Consider the following 18,372-nt stretch of genomic DNA (forward strand, 5'->3'; position numbering starts at 1 on the left):
CCCTCAGGCTCCCGGCCGTGCCGCACCGGAGGTGATCCACATGACCGCCACAGCACCGCCGCCGATCGCCGACCTGACCGCCTTAGCCTCCCTCGGCACCATGCCCGCCCTGATGCGGCAGCTCGCCGGGCTCGGTGGCTGCGGACGGCCCATCCGCCTCGACGGCCACCGCACCGAGGTCCACACCGGCACCGGCGAGATCCTGCACCACCTCGACTCGACCGCCCTCGCCGCCGGCCACCTGCTCGTGCGCTGCAACAACCGCCGCACCACCCGCTGCCCCGCCTGCGCGGAGACCTACCGGCGCGACACCTACCACCTGATCACCGCCGGACTCACCGGCGGCAAGGGCACCCCCGCCGCGGTCACCGCGCACCCCCGCGTCTTCGCCACCTTCACCGCCCCGGGCTTCGGCGCCGTCCACAACCGGCCCTCCACCGGCCGGTGCCGCTGCGGCGCCCAGCACTCGGACGGCGCGGCCGAGTTGGGTACCCCGATCAACCCGGACACCTACGACTACCGGTCCGCCGTGCTCTGGAACGCGCACGCCGGGAAGATCTGGGCCCGGTTCTCGATCTACCTGCGCCGCGAAGTCGCCAAGCGCGCGGGCCTGTCCCAGCGGAAGTTCCGCGAGTACGCCCGGATCTCCTTCGCCAAGGTTGCCGAGTACCAGAAGCGCGGCGCCGTCCACTTCCACGCCGTGATCCGCCTCGACGGACCCGAGGGCGGCGCCACCCCTCCCCCGGCCTGGGCCACCCCCGATCTCCTGGCCGATGCGATCCGGGCCGCCGCCGGTGCCGCCGAGATCCCCGGGCCCGTCCTCGACGGCACGGCCTACACCTTCGCCTTCGGCAAACAGCTAGACATTCGCACCATCAAGTCCGCCGACTTCGCTGCCGGCTCGGCCCTCACCGAACGCGCCGTCGCGGCCTACATCGCCAAGTACGCGACCAAGGGCGCCGAGAGCGCCACCGGCACCCTGGACCGGCCCGTCAAGCTCCTCGCCGAACTCGCCCACCTGGACGTCTCCGAACACGCCCGCCGCCTGATCCGCACCTGCTGGACGCTGGGCGCCCGCCCCGAGCTGGAAGACCTCCGCCTCCGCCCCTGGGCCCACATGCTCGGCTTCCGGGGCCACTTCTCCACCAAGACCCGCCGCTACTCGACCACCCTCGGTGCCCTCCGTGACGCCCGCGCCGCCTGGCGCCGTACCGAAGCCCTCGGCGTCGAAATGCCCGCGCCCACGGGAACCGCGGCTCCGGCCGACGAGCCGACCACCCTCGTCCTCGCCCACTGGACCTTCGCCGGCGTCGGGCTCACCCCCGGCGAACGCTGGCTCGCCGAAGCGCTCACCCCCGCCCCCGGAACGGAAGGAGAACCCACCCGTGGCTGAACAGCTCCTCACGGTCGAGAAGGTCGCCCGGCTGCTCGGGACCTGGGAGACCAGCGGCGAGCGGTTCCCCCGCCGCCTCATCGCCGAACGCCGGATCGCGTTCGTCAAGATCGGCCGCCACGTCCGCATCCCCGAGTCCGCCGTCACCGCCTACATTGCCGCGCGCACCGTCCAGCCGATCACCGCTCGCCGCGCCGGCCAGAGGCGGGCCGCCTGATGGCCAACAGCAAGAACAACCGGCGCCGCTTCGGCTCGGTCCGCCGGCTGCCCTCCGGCCGCTGGCAGATCCGCTACCCGGACCCGGTGACCGGGCAGCTCCGCCCCGGCGAGAAGACCTACGACACCAGGACCGATGCCGAGATCGCGCTGTCCGTGCTTGAGGCGGCCATCGTGGAGGACCGTTGGACCGACCCGGACGCCGGGAAGGTCAAGTTCGGCGAGTTCGCCGACAAGTGGCTCAAGGAGCGCAAGCTCGAAGCGACCACCCGCGAGCGCTACGAGGGTGTGCTCCGCCTGCACATCAAGCCGGCCCTCGGCGGCCGGTTCGTCTCGGAGATCACTCCGGCCCGGGTCCGGTCCTGGCGAACGGCCCTCCTGGAGAACGGAGTCGGTGAGCCGACCGTGGTCAAGGCGTACCAGATGCTACGCGCCATCATGACCACCGCCGTGGACGACGAGATGATCAAGCGGAACCCGTGCCGGATCAAGGGCGCCGACAGCTACGACGTTCCGGAGCGGCCCACGCTCTCCGTCCGGGAGGTGTACGCCGTCGCCGACACCATCCAGCCGCAGTGGCGCGCCCTGGTCCTGCTGACCGCGTTCACCACGCTGCGGCTCGGCGAGTTGGCCGCTCTCCGCCGGCGGCACGTCGACCTGGACGCGCGGCTCCTCTGGGTCCGGCGCAATCAGGCCGAGCTGAGCGACGGCACCCTGATCGAGAAGGCGCCCAAGAGCAAGGCCGGGTACCGCCCGGTGGCCTTCCCCGCCGACATCGTCCCCGTCCTCGCGCACCACCTCGACCAGCACGCCGCCAAGGGGCAGGACGGGCACTTCTTCATCGGGCCCCGTGGTGGGCGGCTCCGGCGCAGCAACTTCCGGGACGACTGGATCGCCGCCAAGGCCGCCGCTGGCGTCTCCCCGGAAGCACACTTCCACGACCTCCGACACACCGGCAACAATCTGGCCGCCCGGAGCGGCGCGAGCACCCGCGAACTGATGACGCGCATGGGCCACAGCACCACACGGGCCGCATTGATCTACCAGCACATGAACAGTGACCGTGACCGGGAGATTGCCGACAAGATGGGCGAGGCCGTCCGTAGGGCTTTGGGCACAGCCGCACCACAAGAAGAATGAGTTGTCTCGCCCGGCTAGCCACCAGGCGAGACAACTTACAGATCGCTACTGCGCAAGCAGTTGAACGCAGAGGGCTCCGAGCGCTCCTCCCGCACCGGTCAGAAAGCTGACCGCCAAAGCACGAACTGCCGTCTTGAAGAAGACGGGCATCCGGTTGCTGCTGCCCCTAGCGCCCGCATACCTACGAGTACCCCTCGATCGCTTAGGCTTGCCAGTCATGTGAGTCTCCTTGGGACTTACTGGAGGGCTCCCTCGACCATCTGCTGTAGGAGGCGCTGGTCGGCGGGAGCCCTTGGCTTTGAGCAGCATCTAAGCACCAGATCTGCCGCCAACCGATGCGCCAAAAAAGGACTTTGATCGTCCGTTTCCGTCTTCCTTCTGCCTTCCGCGCGCCCGGGCGGGCGCGCGCGTATACCATAAGATCAAAGTGGCGCAGATCACACTACCTACGCTTCTTGCCCTTCTTCCATAGAGCGACCTGGGCCTCCCTATCGGCCTCCGTTCCGATAGCGCGAATGCGACGAATGCGCGCCCGGCCACGTGAAGCGTCACGCTGTCCCCTACGCGCCGCCGCACGCACTCGCCGCGCTTCCTGAGCCGCTTGATGCCGCTGAACCGACTGAAGCGACCTCTTCCACCGCTCGACTGTTTGATCGCTATAGCCAGTAGTGGCAGCGATCCGCTCAACGGTCATTCCAGCCCGCAGAGCACGCTTAGCAGCTTCCCGGGCTTGTTTGGCAAGGGCGTACTCTGCGCGCCGCAACTCAATGTGCTGCTTCTTGATCCGCATGAGCTCGCTGTGAAGCTCATGGAGGAGGGCGTCATCCATGGCGGCACGCTATGAGCAACCTTGCTCTACCGTCCGGCAAATCCACTCGATGCCGCCCCGCAAGCAGGAACACCTTCTGGCACAGGCGTGGCACGGCTGAGTCGACAGGTCACACCACCGCGACGACAGAGAAGGGCCAGCCTCAGAGGATTCCCCTCGTGAGCTGGCCCTTTCGGCTCCTCTAGCGCGGAGCCCCCTGTCGGGTTCGAACCGACGACCCCCGCTTTACAAGAGCGGTGCTCTGGCCAGCTGAGCTAAGGAGGCGCGGTGGCCGTCCGCGGAGATCCACGGCGGCACCAGTGGGCAGTGTACCGGGCGGGGGCGCGGGGGGTGGGGTGGTTGTGCGGGGCGTGCGGGGGCGGGTGGGAGGGGGTGTGACCGGATCGATGCCAACTCGGGGGCGGCAGAGGGCTGACAAAAGGATGAACTGCCAGGTAGCGTCGCGGGGAGCCGGGCCCGGTACCAGTGGTTCAGACCAGTGGGGAGTTGCCGGGGCGGCGGCGAGAACATCCACCTTTACTCGGATCGTCCGGCACGTTCCTGCCGGTGAAGGAGCGAAGCACCATGGCTTCTGTGACGTACGACAAGGCCACCCGTGTGTACCCGGGTGCCGACAAGCCCTCCGTCGACCAGCTCGACCTGGAGATCGCGGACGGCGAGTTCCTCGTCCTGGTCGGTCCCTCCGGCTGCGGCAAGTCGACCTCGCTGCGCATGCTGGCCGGCCTGGAGGACGTGAACGAGGGCGCCATCCGCATCGGCGACCGCGACGTGACCCACCTGCCGCCGAAGGACCGGGACATCGCCATGGTGTTCCAGAACTACGCGCTGTACCCGCACATGACCGTCGCCGAGAACATGGGCTTCGCCCTGAAGATCGCCGGCGTGAACAAGGCCGAGATCCGCACCAAGGTCGAAGAGGCCGCCAAGATCCTCGACCTGACCCAGTACCTGGACCGCAAGCCGAAGGCGCTCTCCGGCGGTCAGCGCCAGCGTGTCGCGATGGGCCGCGCGATCGTCCGCCAGCCGCAGGTCTTCCTGATGGACGAGCCGCTGTCGAACCTGGACGCCAAGCTCCGCGTGTCCACCCGTACCCAGATCGCCTCGCTCCAGCGCCGCCTGGGCATCACCACGGTCTACGTCACCCACGACCAGACCGAGGCCATGACCATGGGCGACCGCGTCGCGGTCCTCAAGGACGGTCTGCTGCAGCAGGTCGACGCCCCGCGCGCCATGTACGACCGCCCGGGCAACCTGTTCGTGGCCGGCTTCATCGGCTCCCCCGCGATGAACCTCATCGAGGTCCCGCTGGTCGACGGTGGCGTGAAGTTCGGCGGCTCGATCATCAACATCGCCCGCGAGGACCTGGCCAAGGCCGGCGACGCGAAGAGCGTCGTGGTCGGCATCCGCCCCGAGCACTTCCAGGTCGTCCCGGCCGGCGGCCTCGAGGGCGTCGCGGTCACCGTCAACGTGGTCGAGGAGCTCGGCGCCGACGGCTACGTGTACGGCACCACCCAGGTGTCCGGCGAGGACAAGGACATCGTGGTCCGCGTGCACAGCCGCGAGATCCCGCAGCGCGGCGAGACCATCCACATCGTGCCGGTCGGCAACGAGCCGCACGTGTTCACCACCGAGGCCGAGGGCGGCAAGCGCCTCAGCCGCTGACGCAGACGCAGACGCAGACGAGAGCACGGGAGGAGGGGCGCCGTACCTGACGGCGGCGCCCGCCCCCCGCTCTCCGCTTCTTCCACGGAACCCCCTGCCCACGGCGGTCGGCAGGGGGTTCCGGCGTTCCCGGTGCTCCCGACGGTCCGGCGCTCCCCGGACACTTCCGGCCGCGATAGCGACGCTCCCCGGACGCTTCCGTCACTCCTGCGGACGCGGCGTCAACCCGATGGCGGAACAAAACGGGACAGTGGTCACCCGATGGTGTAACGCGGCGCGCCCGCCCCGCCACGCAACGCTACTCTCCTGTGCGTGAAACAGCTCGTGCGCCGCATCGCCCAGACCGTTGCCCTCACCCTGCCGGTGGTCCTGGTGACCACCGGCACGCTCGCCGTCACCCGCGTCCCGTGGGCCCCACCGACGGGCCTGGACCAGCAGGTGGTGGCGGCCTCCAGCGGCGACGGCACCATCGGCCGCACCGCCACGGCCCCCAACACCCAGGGCCTCGCCCCGCAGGACGCCCTCCGGGTGGACCTGATGGAGGAGCTGAGGAACCACAACCCGGGCACCGCCCTCGACCTGCTCGAGCGCACCATGCGCGAGAACCCGTCGCTGACCCCGTACTGCACCGCGCTGGCCGGCGAGCTCGGTCGCGCCGCGGTGAAGAAGTACCAGGGCGACGCGAAGCGCGCCCGCTCCTTCGCCCGCCCGGTCTGCGACGGCTCGTTCGCCGCCGGCGTGGTCAACTGACCGACCGCGCACGGGAGGAGCGGCCCCGGCAGCGGCCCCGACGGCGGCACCGGCCCGGGTCCCGGGGTCAACCGGCCGACCGCGCACCGGAGGTGCCCTCCCCCGACGCGGCCCGGGCCGGCCGGGGCGGGCCCGCTATCGTGGCGCGCATGACAGCAGACACCGGCACCGCCCCGGGTGCCACCGCCCCCGCCGTCACCCAGGCGGTGATCCTGGCGGGCGGGCAGGGCTCCCGGCTGCGGCCGTACACCGACGACCGGCCCAAGCCGCTGGTGGAGATCCCCGGCACCGGGAAGCCGATCATCGGGCACCAGCTGGAGTGGCTGGCCGCCGAGGGCGTCACCGACGTGGTGATCTCCTGCGGCCACCTCGCCGAGGTGCTCCAGGAGTGGCTGGAACGGGCCGACCTGCCGCTGCGCACCCGGACCGTGGTGGAGGCCGAACCCCTCGGCCGCGGCGGCGGGTTGCGCTACGCCGCCGCCTCCCTGCCGCGCCCCGCCGAGCCCTGGTACGCCACCAACGGCGACATCTGGACCAGGTTCAGCCTGCGCGAGATGGCCGCCTTCCACCACGAGCGCGCCGCCACCGCCACCCTCGCGCTGGCCCGCCCGCGCATCCCGTGGGGCGCGGTGGAGACCGACCGCTTCGGCAACGTGCTGGACTTCATCGAGGCCCCGCCGTCCCCGTTCCTGATCAACGCGGGCCTGTACGTCTTCGCCCCGGGCTTTCGCGAGCTGCTCCCCGAGGTCGGCGACCACGAGCGCACCACCTTCCCGCAGCTGGCCCGCGACCGCCGGCTGGCCGGCTACCAGCTCCCGCAGGGCTGCTACTGGCGCGCCATCGACACCGCCAAGGACCTCACCGAGGCCGCCAAGGAGCTCTCCGCGTCCCGGCGATAGTCCCCCGAAGTCCCCGAGGCCCCCCCGCGCGCCCCGCGCGCCCCGCACGGGCCCGCCACGACGCCCCGGAGGCCGCGGAACGCGCTCCGGGGCGTCCCGCTGCCCGGGGGCCCGGCACGACCGCCGACGGCGCCAGAGGCCGCACAGAGACACCGAAGGCACCGAGAAGACACCGAAGTAGACCGGAGACACCGGAGCAGAACCGTAGGGCCCCTCCCGGACGTCCGGGAGGGGCCCTACGGTGTGTCGTTCCGCGCGGGGTCGGCCGTCAGGCGGCGGGCGCGGGGCGCTGCGGGCTCATGCCGAGTTCGAGCAGCGGCGGTCCGCTGCCCAGCAGGCCGCCGATCACGCCGTGCGAGGGCTGCGCGGTGCGCGGCGTCCCGGCGGGGGCGCCGCCCGTGCCGGTGCCGCCGGCCGAGCCGCCGTTGCCGGTGCTGCCGCCGCCACCACCGGTGCCGGAGGTGCCCGAGCCGGCGCCGTTGCGGGCGGTCGGCGTGGAGCCCCCGGAGGGGGCGCCGCCGGACGGCTTGGCCTTGCCGCCGCTGCGGCTGGACGAGGGCGAGGGCGCGGCCGGGGCCTTGCCCTGGCCCTGGGTGGGGCTCGGCGTGGGGGTGGGGGTGGGCGACGGGGTGGGGGTCGGCGAGGGGCTGTTGCTCGGCCAGACCGGGGAGCCGAAGTCGGTGGGCGGCTCGACCGGCGCCGTGCTGCCGCCGGTGCGGACCGCCGCGCCGAGCAGCGAGCCGGAGAGCAGGGTGAGGCCGACCACCACGGCGGTGACCACGCCGCGCCGGCGCAGCATCCGCCGCCGGACCGCGCCGGGTTCGCCGGGTCCGTGCCGGCGGAACGCCTCCAGGGCGATCCGGCCGTCCAGCGAGGCGAACGGGGCCCCGGCGATCAGCAGCGGGCTCCAGGCCGCGAGGAAGATCAGGTCGGGGGTGTCGTAGACCGGCACCGCCTTCCAGCTCACGGTGAACAGCAGCGCCGCGGACAGCGCCATCGCGGTGCCGGCCGCGAGCCGCTGCCACAGGCCCAGGATGGACAGCACGCCGACCACGATCTCCAGGAAGGAGACCGCGAGCCCGGCGCCCACCGGGTGGGCCATCGCGAAGTCCAGCAGCGGCTGGGCGACCTTCCACGGGTGCAGCGAGGACAGCCAGCGCATCATCGAGCCGCGCTCGCCGCCGTCGAAGTACACCGGGTCGCACAGCTTGCTGAACCCGGCGTACACCGACAGCGAGCCGAGCAGCACCCGCAGCGGCAGCAGCACCAGGCCCAGGTCGACCCGGCGGCCGGGGTACCAGGCGTGCTTGGAGCCCTCGCTGAGCGACGGCACCTCCGGCAGCTCGCCCTCGGGCTGCCAGCTGCGCCCGGCGCCGATCCGGACCGACTCGTCCAGCAGTTCGGGGACGCCGACGTGCGGGGTCTCGCCCGGGGTGCCGTCGGGGCCGTACTGGCGCGGGACGCCCTGGAGCTGCTGGGTGTCGTCCTCGAAGCCCTTGGCGGGGGCGGGCACGGTGGTCAGCCGGACGGCTTCCAGCAGCTGGGTGGCGGCGGTGTCGCCGGGCCCGGTCCGGCCGCTCCAGGCGGTGACCACCCGGGCCTTGCGGCGGGGGGCCCCGCCGGTGACCGAGGCGGCGGTGATCCCGGCCAGCGCGGGCACCGACGCCGCGGGCACCACGATCTGCGGGGTGACGCCGCTGCGCAGGCCGTACGGGTCACCGAAGGCGGCACCGGCCGGGGCGTCGATCATCGGGGCCACCGGGGCGGAGAGCCTGACCCGGAAACTGGCCTGGGTGCTGCTGAGCCTCGACGGGTCGGACGGCACCCGGACCGTGTTGAGGCCCGGACCGTCGTCTATCCCCGCGGGGCGCTGCCCGAGGCGCAGAGGTGTTCTGGTGTCCACACCCCTCTAACCGGGTGACGGGCCCCGAGGACACTCTCCCGGGTGGATTCCGGGCGAGGATTTGAAGTGATCATGAGAAAACCGATCGGGCCCGACCGGACCCGACCGGTTCCCCCACGAAAACGACGCGGTACCGCGACGCCGCAGCGCCACCGCGCACCGCGCACCGCGCACCGCCGCGTCAGCGCTTGGCGCGCAGCCGGGCGGCCTCGTACAGCACGATGCCCGCCGCCACACCGGCGTTCAGCGACTCGGTCCGGCCCGGCATCGGGATGCGCACCAGCAGGTCGCAGGTCTCCGAGACCAGCCGGGACAGGCCCTTGCCCTCGGAGCCGGCCACGATCACCACGGGGCCGGTCAGCACGTCCAGGTCGCCGATCTCGGCCTCGCCATCGGCGGCCAGGCCGACCACCATCACGCCGGCCTTCTGGTACGCCTCCAGCGCCCGGGTCAGGTTGGTGGCGCGCGCCACGGGCAGCCGCGCCGCCGCGCCGGAGGAGGTCTTCCAGGCGCCCGCGGTCATGCCGGCCGCCCGGCGCTCCGGGATCACCACGCCGTGCGCGCCGAACGCGGCGGCGGAGCGGACCACGGCGCCGAGGTTGCGGGAGTCGGTGACGCCGTCCAGCGCGACGATCAGCGCGTCCTGCCCGCTGTCGGCGGCGCCCTCCAGCAGGTCGTCGGGGTGCGCGTACTCGTACGGCGGGACCTGCAGCACCAGGCCCTGGTGGTTGAGGCCGCCGGTCATCTGGTCCAGCTGGGCCCGCGGGGCCTCCATCAGCGGGACGCCGCGCTCGTTGGCGGCCTGGAAGGCGTCCCGGACCCGGTCGTCGGTGTCGAGGAACTGCTGCACGTAGAGCGCGGTCGCCGGGACGCCGCCCTGGAGCGCCTCGACCACCGAGTTGCGGCCCACCACCAGCTCGGCCGCGCCCGCGCCGCCGCGGCCGCTGCGGGAGCCGCCGCCGGCGCGGCGCATGCCCGCGCGGGACTTGGCGTCGCGCTCGCGCTTGAGCGCCGCGTTGGCGGCGCGCTGCTTGGGGTGGCCCTTGCGGGCCTCGCCGGGCGGGGTCGGGCCCTTGCCCTGCAGTCCCTTCCGGCTGTGGCCGCCGGTACCGACGCTGGCACCCTTCTTCGATCCGGGGTTGCGGCGGTTCCTGCGCTGGCTGTTGCCGGCCATGGTTGTACTTCCTGTCTCTGCGTCTGCTTCGTGCGTCGGGGCCGCACCCCTACAAAGGTACGGCCCCGGCGCGCCCCGGAGGGCTACTGGTACTACCGGCGGCCGGTGGTCCGGCCCGGTGTCACTGCCCGATCGTCCAGCGCGGGCCGGACGGGGTGTCCTCGATCGCCAGCCCGGCGGCGCCGAGCTGGTCGCGGATGGTGTCCGCGGTGGCGAAGTCCTTGCGGGCGCGGGCGGCCTGGCGCTGGTCGAGGACCAGCCGGACCAGGGCGTCGACCACGCCGCCGAGCTCCTCGCCCTGCTCGGCGCCGCCGGCCCACTGCTCGTCGAGCGGGTCGAGGCCGAGCACGCCGAGCATCGCCCGGACCTCCGCCAGCCGGGCCGCGGTGGACTCCTTGTCGTCCGCGCCGAGCGCGCTGTTGCCCTGCCGGACGGCCATGTGCACGGCGGCGAGCGCCTGCGGGACGCCCAGGTCGTCGTCCATCGCCTCGGCGAAGGAGAGCGGCACCTCGGGGGCGGCGTCGACCGGGCCGCAGCGCTCCACGGCCCGCTCGATGAAGCCCTCGATCCGGGCGAACCCGGTCTCGGCCTCGCGCAGCGACTCCTCGCTGTACTCGATCATCGAGCGGTAGTGCGGGCCGGCCAGGTAGTAGCGCAGCACGATCGGCCGCCAGCGCCGGACCATCTCGGAGACCAGCACCGAGTTGCCCAGCGACTTGGACATCTTCTCGCCGGCCAGCGTCACCCAGGCGTTGTGCACCCAGAAGTTGGCGAACTCGTCGCCGAAGGCCCGGGACTGGGCGATCTCGTTCTCGTGGTGCGGGAAGATCAGGTCGAGCCCGCCGCCGTGGATGTCGAAGGCGCGGCCCAGGTACTTGTGCGCCATCGCCGAGCACTCCAGGTGCCAGCCCGGGCGGCCGCGGCCCCAGGGCGTCTCCCAGCTCGGCTCGCCGGGCTTGGCGGCCTTCCACATCGCGAAGTCGCGCGGGTCGCGCTTGCCGGTCTCGTTGTCGCCGGAGGGCTGCCGCAGGTTCTCCAACTCCTGGTTGGAGAGTGCCAGGTACTCCGGGAAGGTGGTCACCGCGAAGTACACGTTGCCGTCGGCGGCGTACGCGTGGCCCCGCTCGATCAGGCCGCGCATCATCTCGATCATCTCCGGGACGTGCCCGGTGGCGCGCGGTTCGGCGCTCGGCGGCAGGCACCCGAGGACGGTGTAACCCTCGTTGAAGGCGCGCTCGTTGGCGTACGCGATCTTCCACCAGTCGGTGGACTGCTCGCGCCCCTTGGCGATCACCTTGTCGTCGATGTCGGTGACGTTGCGGACGAAGGTGACGTCGTAGCCGCGGTAGCGGAACCACCGCTGCATCACGTCGAAGTTGAGGCCGGACCGGATGTGCCCGATGTGCGGCGGTGCCTGGACCGTGGCGCCGCACAGGTAGATCGAGACACAGCCCGGCACCAGCGGGACGAAGTCGCGTACCTGGCGGGTCATGGTGTCGTACAGGCGAAGGCTCACAGCGACCAGGGTAGTGGGCGGCGGGGGGTGCCCCGCCACCTTCCGGCCCCTTTGGCGTGCCCTCGTTCAGCCGAGGTTGCCGACGATCTTGCGCGGGCTGAGCCGGATCACCACCCGGACGTCGTCCGGTCCGTCGAAGCCGTAGTCCTCGCCCCGGTACTTGTGCGACAGCTCGTCGATCAGCTCCCGGCCGCCCTCGGTGGTCAGGGTGACCTCGCCGCGCGCCTCGAAGTAGGTGTACGGGTCGTCCGCCGGGTTGACCAGCAGGCTGACCCGCGGGTCGCGCACCAGGTTGAGGTGCTTGCGGCGGCCCTGCACGGTGGAGAACAGGATGTCGTCGCCGTCCCGCTTCACCCAGACCACGGAGGACTGCGGGCTGCCGTCGGGCTGCACGGTGGAGACCACCGCGTAGCTCTTCGCGTCCAGCAGCGCCCTGACCTTGTCGCCGAGTTCGACGCCCATGTCTCCTCCTGTGCCTGGTTCTTGACGGCTTGTCGGAACTCAGGCTATGCGGCGGGCCGTTCGTAGACCAGTGCCGTGGCGATCGCGGCGAGTCCCTCCGCGCGGCCGGTCAGGCCGAGGCCGTCGGTGGTGGTGCCGGAGACCGAGACCGGGGCGCCGACCGCGGCGGACAGCGCGGCCTGGGCCTCGGCCCGGCGCCTGCCGACCTTGGGGCGGACGCCGATCACCTGGACGGAGACGTTGCCGATCTCGAAGCCCGCCGCCCGGACGAGGCGGGCCGCCTCGGCCAGCAGCGCGACCCCGGCCGCGCCCGCCCACTCGGGGCGGGAGGTGCCGAAGTGCGCGCCCAGGTCGCCGATGCCGGCGGCGGAGAACAGCGCGTCGCAGGCGGCGTGCGCGGCCACGTCGGCGTCCGAGTGCCCGGCCAGGCCGGTCTCGCCGGGCCAGTCCAGGCCGGCCACCCGCAGCGGGCGGCCCTCCTCGAAGGCGTGCACGTCGGTGCCGATGCCGACGCGGGGGAGGATCGGGTCAGTAGCCATCGGTGGCCCTCCGGCGGGCGAGCACGGCCTCGGCGAGCACGAGGTCCAGCGGGCGGGTGACCTTGAACGCCTCCTCGTGGCCGGGCACCACGACCACCCGGCCGCCGAAGCGCTCGATCAGCCCGGCGTCGTCGGTCACCTCGGCGCCTTCGGCGAGCGCCCGCTCGTGCGCGGCGACCAGCCCGGGCAGGTCGAAGCCCTGCGGGGTCTGCACCGCGCGCAGGGTGGAGCGGTCGGGCGTGTCCAGCACCGGCTCGGGGCCGGACGGCTGCGGCTCGACCCGCTTGACGGTGTCGGCCAGCGGCACCGCGGGCACCACCGCCCCGGCCCCGGCGCGGACGGCGGCGGCCACCGCGTCCACCACCTCGACCGGCACCAGCGGGCGGGCCGCGTCGTGCACCAGCACCACCCGGGTCCCGGCCGGGACGGCGGCCAGGCCGAGCCGCACCGACTCCTGCCGGCTGGCGCCGCCGGGCACCACCCGGACGTCCTTGCCGTCCAGGCCGTGGCTGTCCAGCAGCGAGACGACCTCGGCCACCCCGTCCGGCGGGGCGCACACCACCACCAGGCCGACCGCCCGGCTGCGGGCCAGCGCCCGGACGGCGTGCACCAGCAGCGGTACGCCGCCGAGTTCGCGCAGCGCCTTGGGGGCGCCGGGGCCGAGTCGCTCGCCGCGCCCGGCGGCCGGGACGACCGCTGCCGCGAGCTGTGCTGAGGCGTTCAGGTTTGGCTCCTCGGGTGTGATGGGTATGGCCCGTGCCGAGCGCGGATACCGCGAGCGGGCAGGCCCCCTTCCTGACTGCACGTTAGTGGAACCGCGCCCGTGGCCCCGCTATGCCACCGACCCCTTCCGGGCATGGCGAAGCGCCCGAGGTGCCGTTCGGGCACCACCGGGCGCTGCGTCGCACTGCTCAGGAGGCGAGGACCTCGTCGAGCAGCGTCTCGGCCTTGTCCTCGTTGGTGTTCTCGGCGAGCGCCAGCTCGCTCACCAGGATCTGCCGGGCCTTGGCCAGCATCCGCTTCTCACCGGCGGACAGGCCGCGCTCGCGCTCCCGGCGCCACAGGTCGCGGACGACCTCTGCGACCTTGATCACATCGCCGGACGCGAGCTTCTCGAGGTTCGCCTTGTACCGGCGCGACCAGTTGGTGGGTTCTTCGGTGTACGGTGCCCGGAGCACCTCGAAGACGCGGTCCAGGCCCTCTTGGCCCACCACGTCGCGGACGCCGACGAACTCGGCGTTCTCCGCGGGCACGCGAAGCGTCAGATCTCCCTGCTGCACCTTCAGCACCAGGTAGGTCTTGTCCACACCTTTGATCTGGCGAGTTTCGATGGCCTCGATCAGCGCAGCCCCGTGATGGGGGTAGACCACCGTGTCGCCAACCTTGAACGTCATGTGACAGGACCCCTTCCGTGGCTTTCCAGAATAACACGCTTTTCTGCTGACTCGAAGGGCGTTTTCGCAGGTCAGGGCCGGTCCCAGGGCTTGACAACCACCCCGGTCGCATGCTGCGACCGGTGTTCGATCAGGGCTTCCCGCAGGTCGGAGGCGGTCTGACCGCGCGGCGAAACCTCTGGTCACGACTCCGAAACCATGGTTGGATCTTGAGTTTTTGCCCCCGACGCGCCGGGCACCCCGGATCGTGATCGGACCGCGACACGGGGCCACCCCGTGAGAGGCGGATATGTGTGGTCGGTAGTCTGACCCTCGACCACCGACCGTGATCCGTTTTCCGCTGGATCGTCCCCCCATCAAGGAGAAGTCGCCGCCGTGAGCCGGAGCCTTCGACGCGGCGCTGTCGCCGCCATCGTCCTCGCCGCGATCGTCCCGCTGGCGGCCTGCGCCGCGGGCAACGACGCGAGCACGCTGCAGATCAAGCCGGACAACGCGGCGACGGCCATCGGGAGCGACGTCAAGCTCAACAACATCGTCGTGGTCACCCCCGGGGGGACGGCCGGCGAGTACACCGGCCCGGCGAACGTCACGGTCAACGTCGCCAACACCGGTGACAGCCCGGAGGTGCTGACCTCCCTGAAGGTCGGCGACACCGCCGCCAAGCTGACCGACAAGAGCGGCGCCGCGGTCGACAGCATCGCGCTCGCGCCCGGCGAGTCGGTGCTGCTCGGGGCCGAGGGCGGCCCGCTCGCCGCGGTGCCGAACGCGGACGTGTCGGTCGGCGGCTACGTCAGGACGACCTTCACCTTCAAGAACGCCGGCGAGGTCTCCGCCAACGCCAACGTGCAGCCGGCCGACGGCCTGTACGAGGGCTACGGCCCGGCGAAGGCGTCCCCCTCCGCCCCGGCCTCCCCGTCCACGGGTGCCTCCGCCTCCGTCTCCGCGGGCGCCTCCACCTCGCCCTCCGCGGGCGCCTCGACCTCGCCCTCCGCCGGGGCCACCGGTTCGGCGAGCGCCCCGGCCGCCCCGTCCGGCTCGGCCACGGCCGGCTGACCCGGCGGCGCACGGACGGCACCGGCGCAGCACGCAGGAGGGGCCCCGCCGCGCGGCGGGGCCCCTCCTGCGTGCTGTGCCGGTGCGTCGCGGTTTACGGCTCGAACTTGTAGCCCAGGCCGCGGACCGTGACCAGGTAGCGCGGGGCGCCCGGGTCCGGCTCGATCTTCGCCCGCAGGCGCTTGACGTGGACGTCCAGGGTCTTGGTGTCGCCGACGTAGTCCGCGCCCCAGACCCGGTCGATCAGCTGCATCCGGGTCAGCACCCGGCCCGCGTTGCGCAGCAGCATCTCCAGCAGGTCGAACTCCTTGAGCGGCAGGTCGACCTTGGCGCCGTCCACCGTCACCACGTGCCGGTCGACGTCCATCCGGACCGGCCCGGCCTCCAGCGCGCCCGGGGCGGCCGCGCCGTCGCCGCCGCCGTCCTCGCCGCGGCGGCGGAGCACCGCGCGGATGCGGGCGACCAGCTCGCGGGTGGAGTACGGCTTGGTGACGTAGTCGTCGGCTCCTATCTCCAGGCCGACCACCTTGTCGATCTCGCTGTCCTTCGCGGTGACCATGATCACCGGGACGTTGGAGCGGACCCGCAGCTGGCGGCAGACCTCGGTGCCGGGCAGGCCGGGCAGCATCAGGTCGAGCAGGACGAGGTCGGCTCCGTTGCGCTCGAACTGCTCCAGCGCGTCGGGGCCGGTGGCGGCGACCGCCACCTCGAAGCCCTCCTTGCGGAGCATGTACGACAGGGCGTCGCTGAACGACTCCTCGTCCTCGACCACCAGTACTCGGGTCACGATCGGGCCTCCGGGGCAGGAAGTGTGGTTGCTGCGTGGTTTTCGGGGTCCTCGACCGGGGCCTGCCCGGCGGGGAGCCGCAGAGTGAAGGTGGAACCCTGGCCCTCGACGCTCCAGACCGACACGGTGCCGCGGTGCGAGGCGGCGACGTGCTTGACGATGGACAGGCCGAGGCCGGTGCCACCGGTGAGGCGGGAGCGGGCGGGGTCCACCCGGTAGAAGCGTTCGAAGATCCGCTCGCGGTCCTTCTCCGAGATGCCGATGCCCTGGTCGGTCACCGAGATCTCGATCAGTTCGCCGTCCGCCTCGCCCAGTGCCGCGGCGCTGGAGATCCGGCGGGTGGCGAGGGCGACCCTGGTGCGCGGCGGGCTGTAGTTGACCGCGTTCTCCACCAGGTTGCCGAGGGCGGCGGCCAGTTGGCCGCGGTTGCCGACCAGGTAGAGGCCGGTGGTGCCGCCCGCCGCGATGACGATCTGCTTGGCGGCGGCGGTCTGCCGGCAGCGGTCGATCGCCTCGGCGATCAGCTCGTCCACCGCGACCGGCTCCGGGTCGACCTTGAGCTGGTCGTCCTGGACCCGGGACAGGTCGATGATCTCCTGCACCAGGCTGGCCAGCCGGGTGGCCTCCACCTGCATCCGGCCGGCGAAGCGCTGCACCGCCTCCGGGTCGTCGGAGGCGTCCGCGACGGCCTCGGACAGCAGCGAGAGCGCGCCGACCGGGGTCTTCAGCTCGTGCGAGACGTTCGCCACGAAGTCGCGGCGGATCGCCTCGATCCGGCGGCGCTCGGTGCGGTCCTCGACCAGCACCAGCACCAGTCGGGAGCCCAGCGGGGCGACCCGGACCGAGACCGCGAGCGGCTCGGCGGTGCGGGCCGCCGCGCCGGGGCGGGTCAGTTCCAGCTCGATCTGCCGGATCTCGCCGTCCCGCCGGGTGGAGCGGGCCAGCGACAGCATCCGGTCGACGGCCACCCGGCCGCCGCGGACCAGGCCCATCGAGTAGGCGGCGGAGGAGGCCTTGACCACCTCGTCGCCCTCGCCGAGCACGATCGCGCAGGAGCGGAGCACCGAGAGCACGGTGTCCACTCCCGGGGGGAGGGCCGGTTCCTGGTGCGGTTCCGGCGTTGTGTTCCTGCTGGTCCTGCCGCCCTTGCCCCTGCCCTGGTCGCGCTCGCTCCAACGGAAGGCGACGGAGGCGGTGAGGCCGACGCCGAGCCCGGCTATGGCGCAGGCAGCGGCGGCGGCCACGTTCACGTCCATGCCTGTCAGCGTAAATGGTGCTCGGGCGGGCTCCGTAAGGGTGCGATCAAGGCATCGGCCTGACGTTGCCGAGAATTCACCTTCACGCTGCCGCCGATTCACCGCAGCGGCCGTGGCAGGTCGCCCGAACGGCTCAGTCTGGGCCGGGCAAGCCCGTGTGGGCGGTGACGCGGCTACCATTCGCGCCACCAGCAGCGGCCGCCCGCGCCGCCCGCCCCTCCGGCGGGTCGGTCCGGGGCGTCCGGTCGGCACCGCCACCGACACCGGTACTGGAGGAGAAGAGCGCATGCGCGACGCGTACCACGAGGAACTCGACTCGATCAGCGACAGCCTGGTCGAGATGGCCCGCCTGGTCGGCTCGGCGATGGGACGGGCCACCACGGCCCTGCTGGACGCGGACCTCGCCCTGGCGGAGGGCGTGATCGCCGCCGACGAGAAGATCAACCAGCTGCACCACGGTCTGGAGAACCGCGCGATCGACCTGCTGGCCCGCCAGCAGCCGGTCGCCACCGACCTGCGGATCGTGGTCACCTCGCTGCGGATGAGCGCCGACCTGGAGCGCTGCGGCGACCTGGCCCGGCACGTCGCCAAGGTCGCGCGGCTGCGCTACCCGGAGACCGCCGTCCCGATCGACCTGCACCCGATCGTGCTGGAGATGGGGCAGCTCGCCCAGCGGCTGGTCGCCAAGGCCGGCCTGGTGATCGCCACCAAGGACGTCGACAAGGCGCTGGAGCTGGAGGCGGACGACGACGCGATCGACGCCCTGCACCGCGAGCTGTTCTCGCACCTGCTGGACGACCGCTGGCACCACGGCATCGAGACCGCGGTGGACGTCACCCTGGTCGGCCGCTACTACGAGCGCTTCGCGGACCACGCCGTCTCGGTCGCCAAGCGCGTGGTGTACCTGGTCACCGGCGAGCACGTGGACGACTTCGTGGCCACCGCGGAGTCCGCCGAGTAACCGTCCGCCGGGTCCGGCGAGGGGGCGCACGGCGGCCGGACCACCAGCCTCCGCGCGCCCGTTGACGTGTCGTCAACCGTGGGGTTTCACTCGAAGGGACGGGCGGCTGCTTCGGCTCGCCCGGCTCCGCCCGGACGAGGAGGCAGCCCGATGAAGACCACCGGCACCCCGACCACTCCCCCGCCGCACCCGGTGGCCCCGGCCGCCGCGCGGCTGCTGCCGGTGCTGGCCGCCGGCTGCGGCTGCGGCCCGGGTTGCGGCTGCGGCTGCCAGTCCGGCTCGCCCTGCCAGTGCGGCGGCGTGACCGGCGGCTGCTGCGGCGGCCACTGAGCCCGCGCGCGACGGACGGCCGGGCGCCCCTCCCGAGGGGGTGCCCGGCCGCCCTGCCGTTCTCCCTGCCGTTCTCACGAGCCCCTCCCGGGTGCCGGGAGGGGCCCT

The 18,372-nt window shown here is 72.6% G+C and carries 19 protein-coding genes and 1 tRNA gene; 10 read left to right on the forward strand and 10 right to left on the reverse strand.

The window, feature by feature from the left end; genetic code table 11:
• The first annotated feature begins 40 nt into the window (after nucleotides 1–40).
• From ACIQVD_RS24765 to ACIQVD_RS24780, 4 genes are all read left to right on the forward strand, one after another.
• The gene (locus ACIQVD_RS24765) at nucleotides 41–1,393 is read left to right on the forward strand and encodes a replication initiator (protein WP_402291729.1); all 1,353 of its coding nucleotides are present in this window, start codon (nucleotides 41–43) and stop codon (nucleotides 1,391–1,393) included.
• Nucleotides 1,386–1,610, forward strand: a complete 225-nt coding sequence (locus ACIQVD_RS24770; RefSeq protein WP_033250982.1) for an excisionase family DNA-binding protein — start codon at nucleotides 1,386–1,388, stop codon at nucleotides 1,608–1,610. Before ACIQVD_RS24765 ends, ACIQVD_RS24770 begins: the two co-directional genes overlap by 8 nt.
• The gene (locus ACIQVD_RS24775; protein WP_402291730.1) at nucleotides 1,610–2,749 is read left to right on the forward strand and encodes a tyrosine-type recombinase/integrase; all 1,140 of its coding nucleotides are present in this window, start codon (nucleotides 1,610–1,612) and stop codon (nucleotides 2,747–2,749) included. The genes ACIQVD_RS24770 and ACIQVD_RS24775 overlap by 1 nt, the downstream gene beginning before the upstream one ends.
• A 604-nt stretch (nucleotides 2,750–3,353) precedes the next feature.
• The gene (locus ACIQVD_RS24780) at nucleotides 3,354–3,593 is read left to right on the forward strand and encodes a hypothetical protein (protein WP_402291731.1); all 240 of its coding nucleotides are present in this window, start codon (nucleotides 3,354–3,356) and stop codon (nucleotides 3,591–3,593) included.
• A gap of 175 nt (nucleotides 3,594–3,768) precedes the next feature.
• On the opposite strand, the gene ACIQVD_RS24785 is transcribed toward ACIQVD_RS24780, so the two are convergent.
• Nucleotides 3,769–3,842: transfer RNA gene (locus ACIQVD_RS24785), tRNA-Thr, on the reverse strand.
• Between the two features lie 300 nt (nucleotides 3,843–4,142).
• Between ACIQVD_RS24785 and ACIQVD_RS24790 the strand changes: the two genes are divergently transcribed.
• From ACIQVD_RS24790 to ACIQVD_RS24800, 3 genes are all read left to right on the forward strand, one after another.
• Nucleotides 4,143–5,240 carry an ABC transporter ATP-binding protein gene (locus ACIQVD_RS24790; RefSeq protein WP_100837645.1) on the forward strand — a complete coding sequence of 366 codons (1,098 nt, stop codon included), beginning with the start codon at nucleotides 4,143–4,145 and terminating at the stop codon, nucleotides 5,238–5,240.
• Between the two features lie 312 nt (nucleotides 5,241–5,552).
• Nucleotides 5,553–5,990, forward strand: a complete 438-nt coding sequence (locus ACIQVD_RS24795; RefSeq protein WP_400684059.1) for a hypothetical protein — start codon at nucleotides 5,553–5,555, stop codon at nucleotides 5,988–5,990.
• Nucleotides 5,991–6,139: 149 nt separating this feature from the next.
• The gene (locus tag ACIQVD_RS24800) at nucleotides 6,140–6,889 is read left to right on the forward strand and encodes an NDP-sugar synthase (protein WP_400684057.1); all 750 of its coding nucleotides are present in this window, start codon (nucleotides 6,140–6,142) and stop codon (nucleotides 6,887–6,889) included.
• 268 nt (nucleotides 6,890–7,157) lie between these two features.
• Here the strand turns inward: ACIQVD_RS24800 and ACIQVD_RS24805 are convergent, their stop codons facing one another.
• From ACIQVD_RS24805 to ACIQVD_RS24835, 7 genes are all read right to left on the reverse strand, one after another.
• Entirely contained in the window at nucleotides 7,158–8,714 is a 1,557-nt protein-coding gene (locus ACIQVD_RS24805) for a DoxX family protein (protein ID WP_402291732.1), read from the reverse strand.
• 259 nt (nucleotides 8,715–8,973) lie between these two features.
• Nucleotides 8,974–9,966 carry a 23S rRNA (guanosine(2251)-2'-O)-methyltransferase RlmB gene (gene rlmB, locus ACIQVD_RS24810; protein WP_400684053.1) on the reverse strand — a complete coding sequence of 331 codons (993 nt, stop codon included), beginning with the start codon at nucleotides 9,964–9,966 and terminating at the stop codon, nucleotides 8,974–8,976.
• Nucleotides 9,967–10,087: 121 nt separating this feature from the next.
• On the reverse strand, nucleotides 10,088–11,482 hold the full coding sequence (cysS, locus tag ACIQVD_RS24815) for a cysteine--tRNA ligase (RefSeq protein WP_282206097.1): 1,395 nt from the start codon (nucleotides 11,480–11,482) through the stop codon (nucleotides 10,088–10,090).
• A 66-nt stretch (nucleotides 11,483–11,548) separates the two neighbouring features.
• A complete protein-coding gene (locus tag ACIQVD_RS24820) occupies nucleotides 11,549–11,944 on the reverse strand; it encodes a PPOX class F420-dependent oxidoreductase (protein WP_400684051.1) in 396 nt (131 codons plus the stop codon).
• A gap of 44 nt (nucleotides 11,945–11,988) precedes the next feature.
• Entirely contained in the window at nucleotides 11,989–12,483 is a 495-nt protein-coding gene (ispF, locus tag ACIQVD_RS24825) for a 2-C-methyl-D-erythritol 2,4-cyclodiphosphate synthase (RefSeq protein WP_400684049.1), read from the reverse strand.
• Nucleotides 12,473–13,234 carry a 2-C-methyl-D-erythritol 4-phosphate cytidylyltransferase gene (ispD, locus tag ACIQVD_RS24830; RefSeq protein ID WP_400684208.1) on the reverse strand — a complete coding sequence of 254 codons (762 nt, stop codon included), beginning with the start codon at nucleotides 13,232–13,234 and terminating at the stop codon, nucleotides 12,473–12,475. The genes ispF and ispD overlap by 11 nt, the downstream gene beginning before the upstream one ends.
• A gap of 160 nt (nucleotides 13,235–13,394) precedes the next feature.
• The gene (locus ACIQVD_RS24835) at nucleotides 13,395–13,877 is read right to left on the reverse strand and encodes a CarD family transcriptional regulator (protein ID WP_014136563.1); all 483 of its coding nucleotides are present in this window, start codon (nucleotides 13,875–13,877) and stop codon (nucleotides 13,395–13,397) included.
• A 375-nt stretch (nucleotides 13,878–14,252) separates the two neighbouring features.
• Here ACIQVD_RS24835 and ACIQVD_RS24840 point away from each other — a divergent pair, with 375 nt between their 5' ends.
• Nucleotides 14,253–14,930 (forward strand): DUF461 domain-containing protein, encoded by a 678-nt coding sequence (locus ACIQVD_RS24840; protein ID WP_400684046.1) that lies wholly within the window; start codon nucleotides 14,253–14,255, stop codon nucleotides 14,928–14,930.
• A 94-nt stretch (nucleotides 14,931–15,024) separates the two neighbouring features.
• Here the strand turns inward: ACIQVD_RS24840 and ACIQVD_RS24845 are convergent, their stop codons facing one another.
• Entirely contained in the window at nucleotides 15,025–15,717 is a 693-nt protein-coding gene (locus ACIQVD_RS24845) for a response regulator transcription factor (protein ID WP_033250991.1), read from the reverse strand.
• Nucleotides 15,714–16,973 (reverse strand): sensor histidine kinase, encoded by a 1,260-nt coding sequence (locus tag ACIQVD_RS24850; RefSeq protein WP_400684044.1) that lies wholly within the window; start codon nucleotides 16,971–16,973, stop codon nucleotides 15,714–15,716. Before ACIQVD_RS24850 ends, ACIQVD_RS24845 begins: the two co-directional genes overlap by 4 nt.
• Nucleotides 16,974–17,259: 286 nt before the next feature.
• Here ACIQVD_RS24850 and phoU point away from each other — a divergent pair, with 286 nt between their 5' ends.
• Together phoU and ACIQVD_RS24860 are read left to right on the forward strand one after the other, a co-directional pair.
• Nucleotides 17,260–17,934, forward strand: coding sequence for a phosphate signaling complex protein PhoU (gene phoU, locus ACIQVD_RS24855; RefSeq protein ID WP_100837635.1), 675 nt, complete (start codon nucleotides 17,260–17,262; stop codon nucleotides 17,932–17,934).
• A 150-nt stretch (nucleotides 17,935–18,084) separates the two neighbouring features.
• On the forward strand, nucleotides 18,085–18,264 hold the full coding sequence (locus ACIQVD_RS24860; protein ID WP_111553857.1) for a hypothetical protein: 180 nt from the start codon (nucleotides 18,085–18,087) through the stop codon (nucleotides 18,262–18,264).
• Nucleotides 18,265–18,372: the final 108 nt, after the last annotated feature.

The sequence above is a fragment of the Kitasatospora sp. NPDC090308 genome (assembly GCF_044769485.1).
GTDB classification, from domain to species: Bacteria; Actinomycetota; Actinomycetes; order Streptomycetales; family Streptomycetaceae; genus Kitasatospora; species Kitasatospora fiedleri.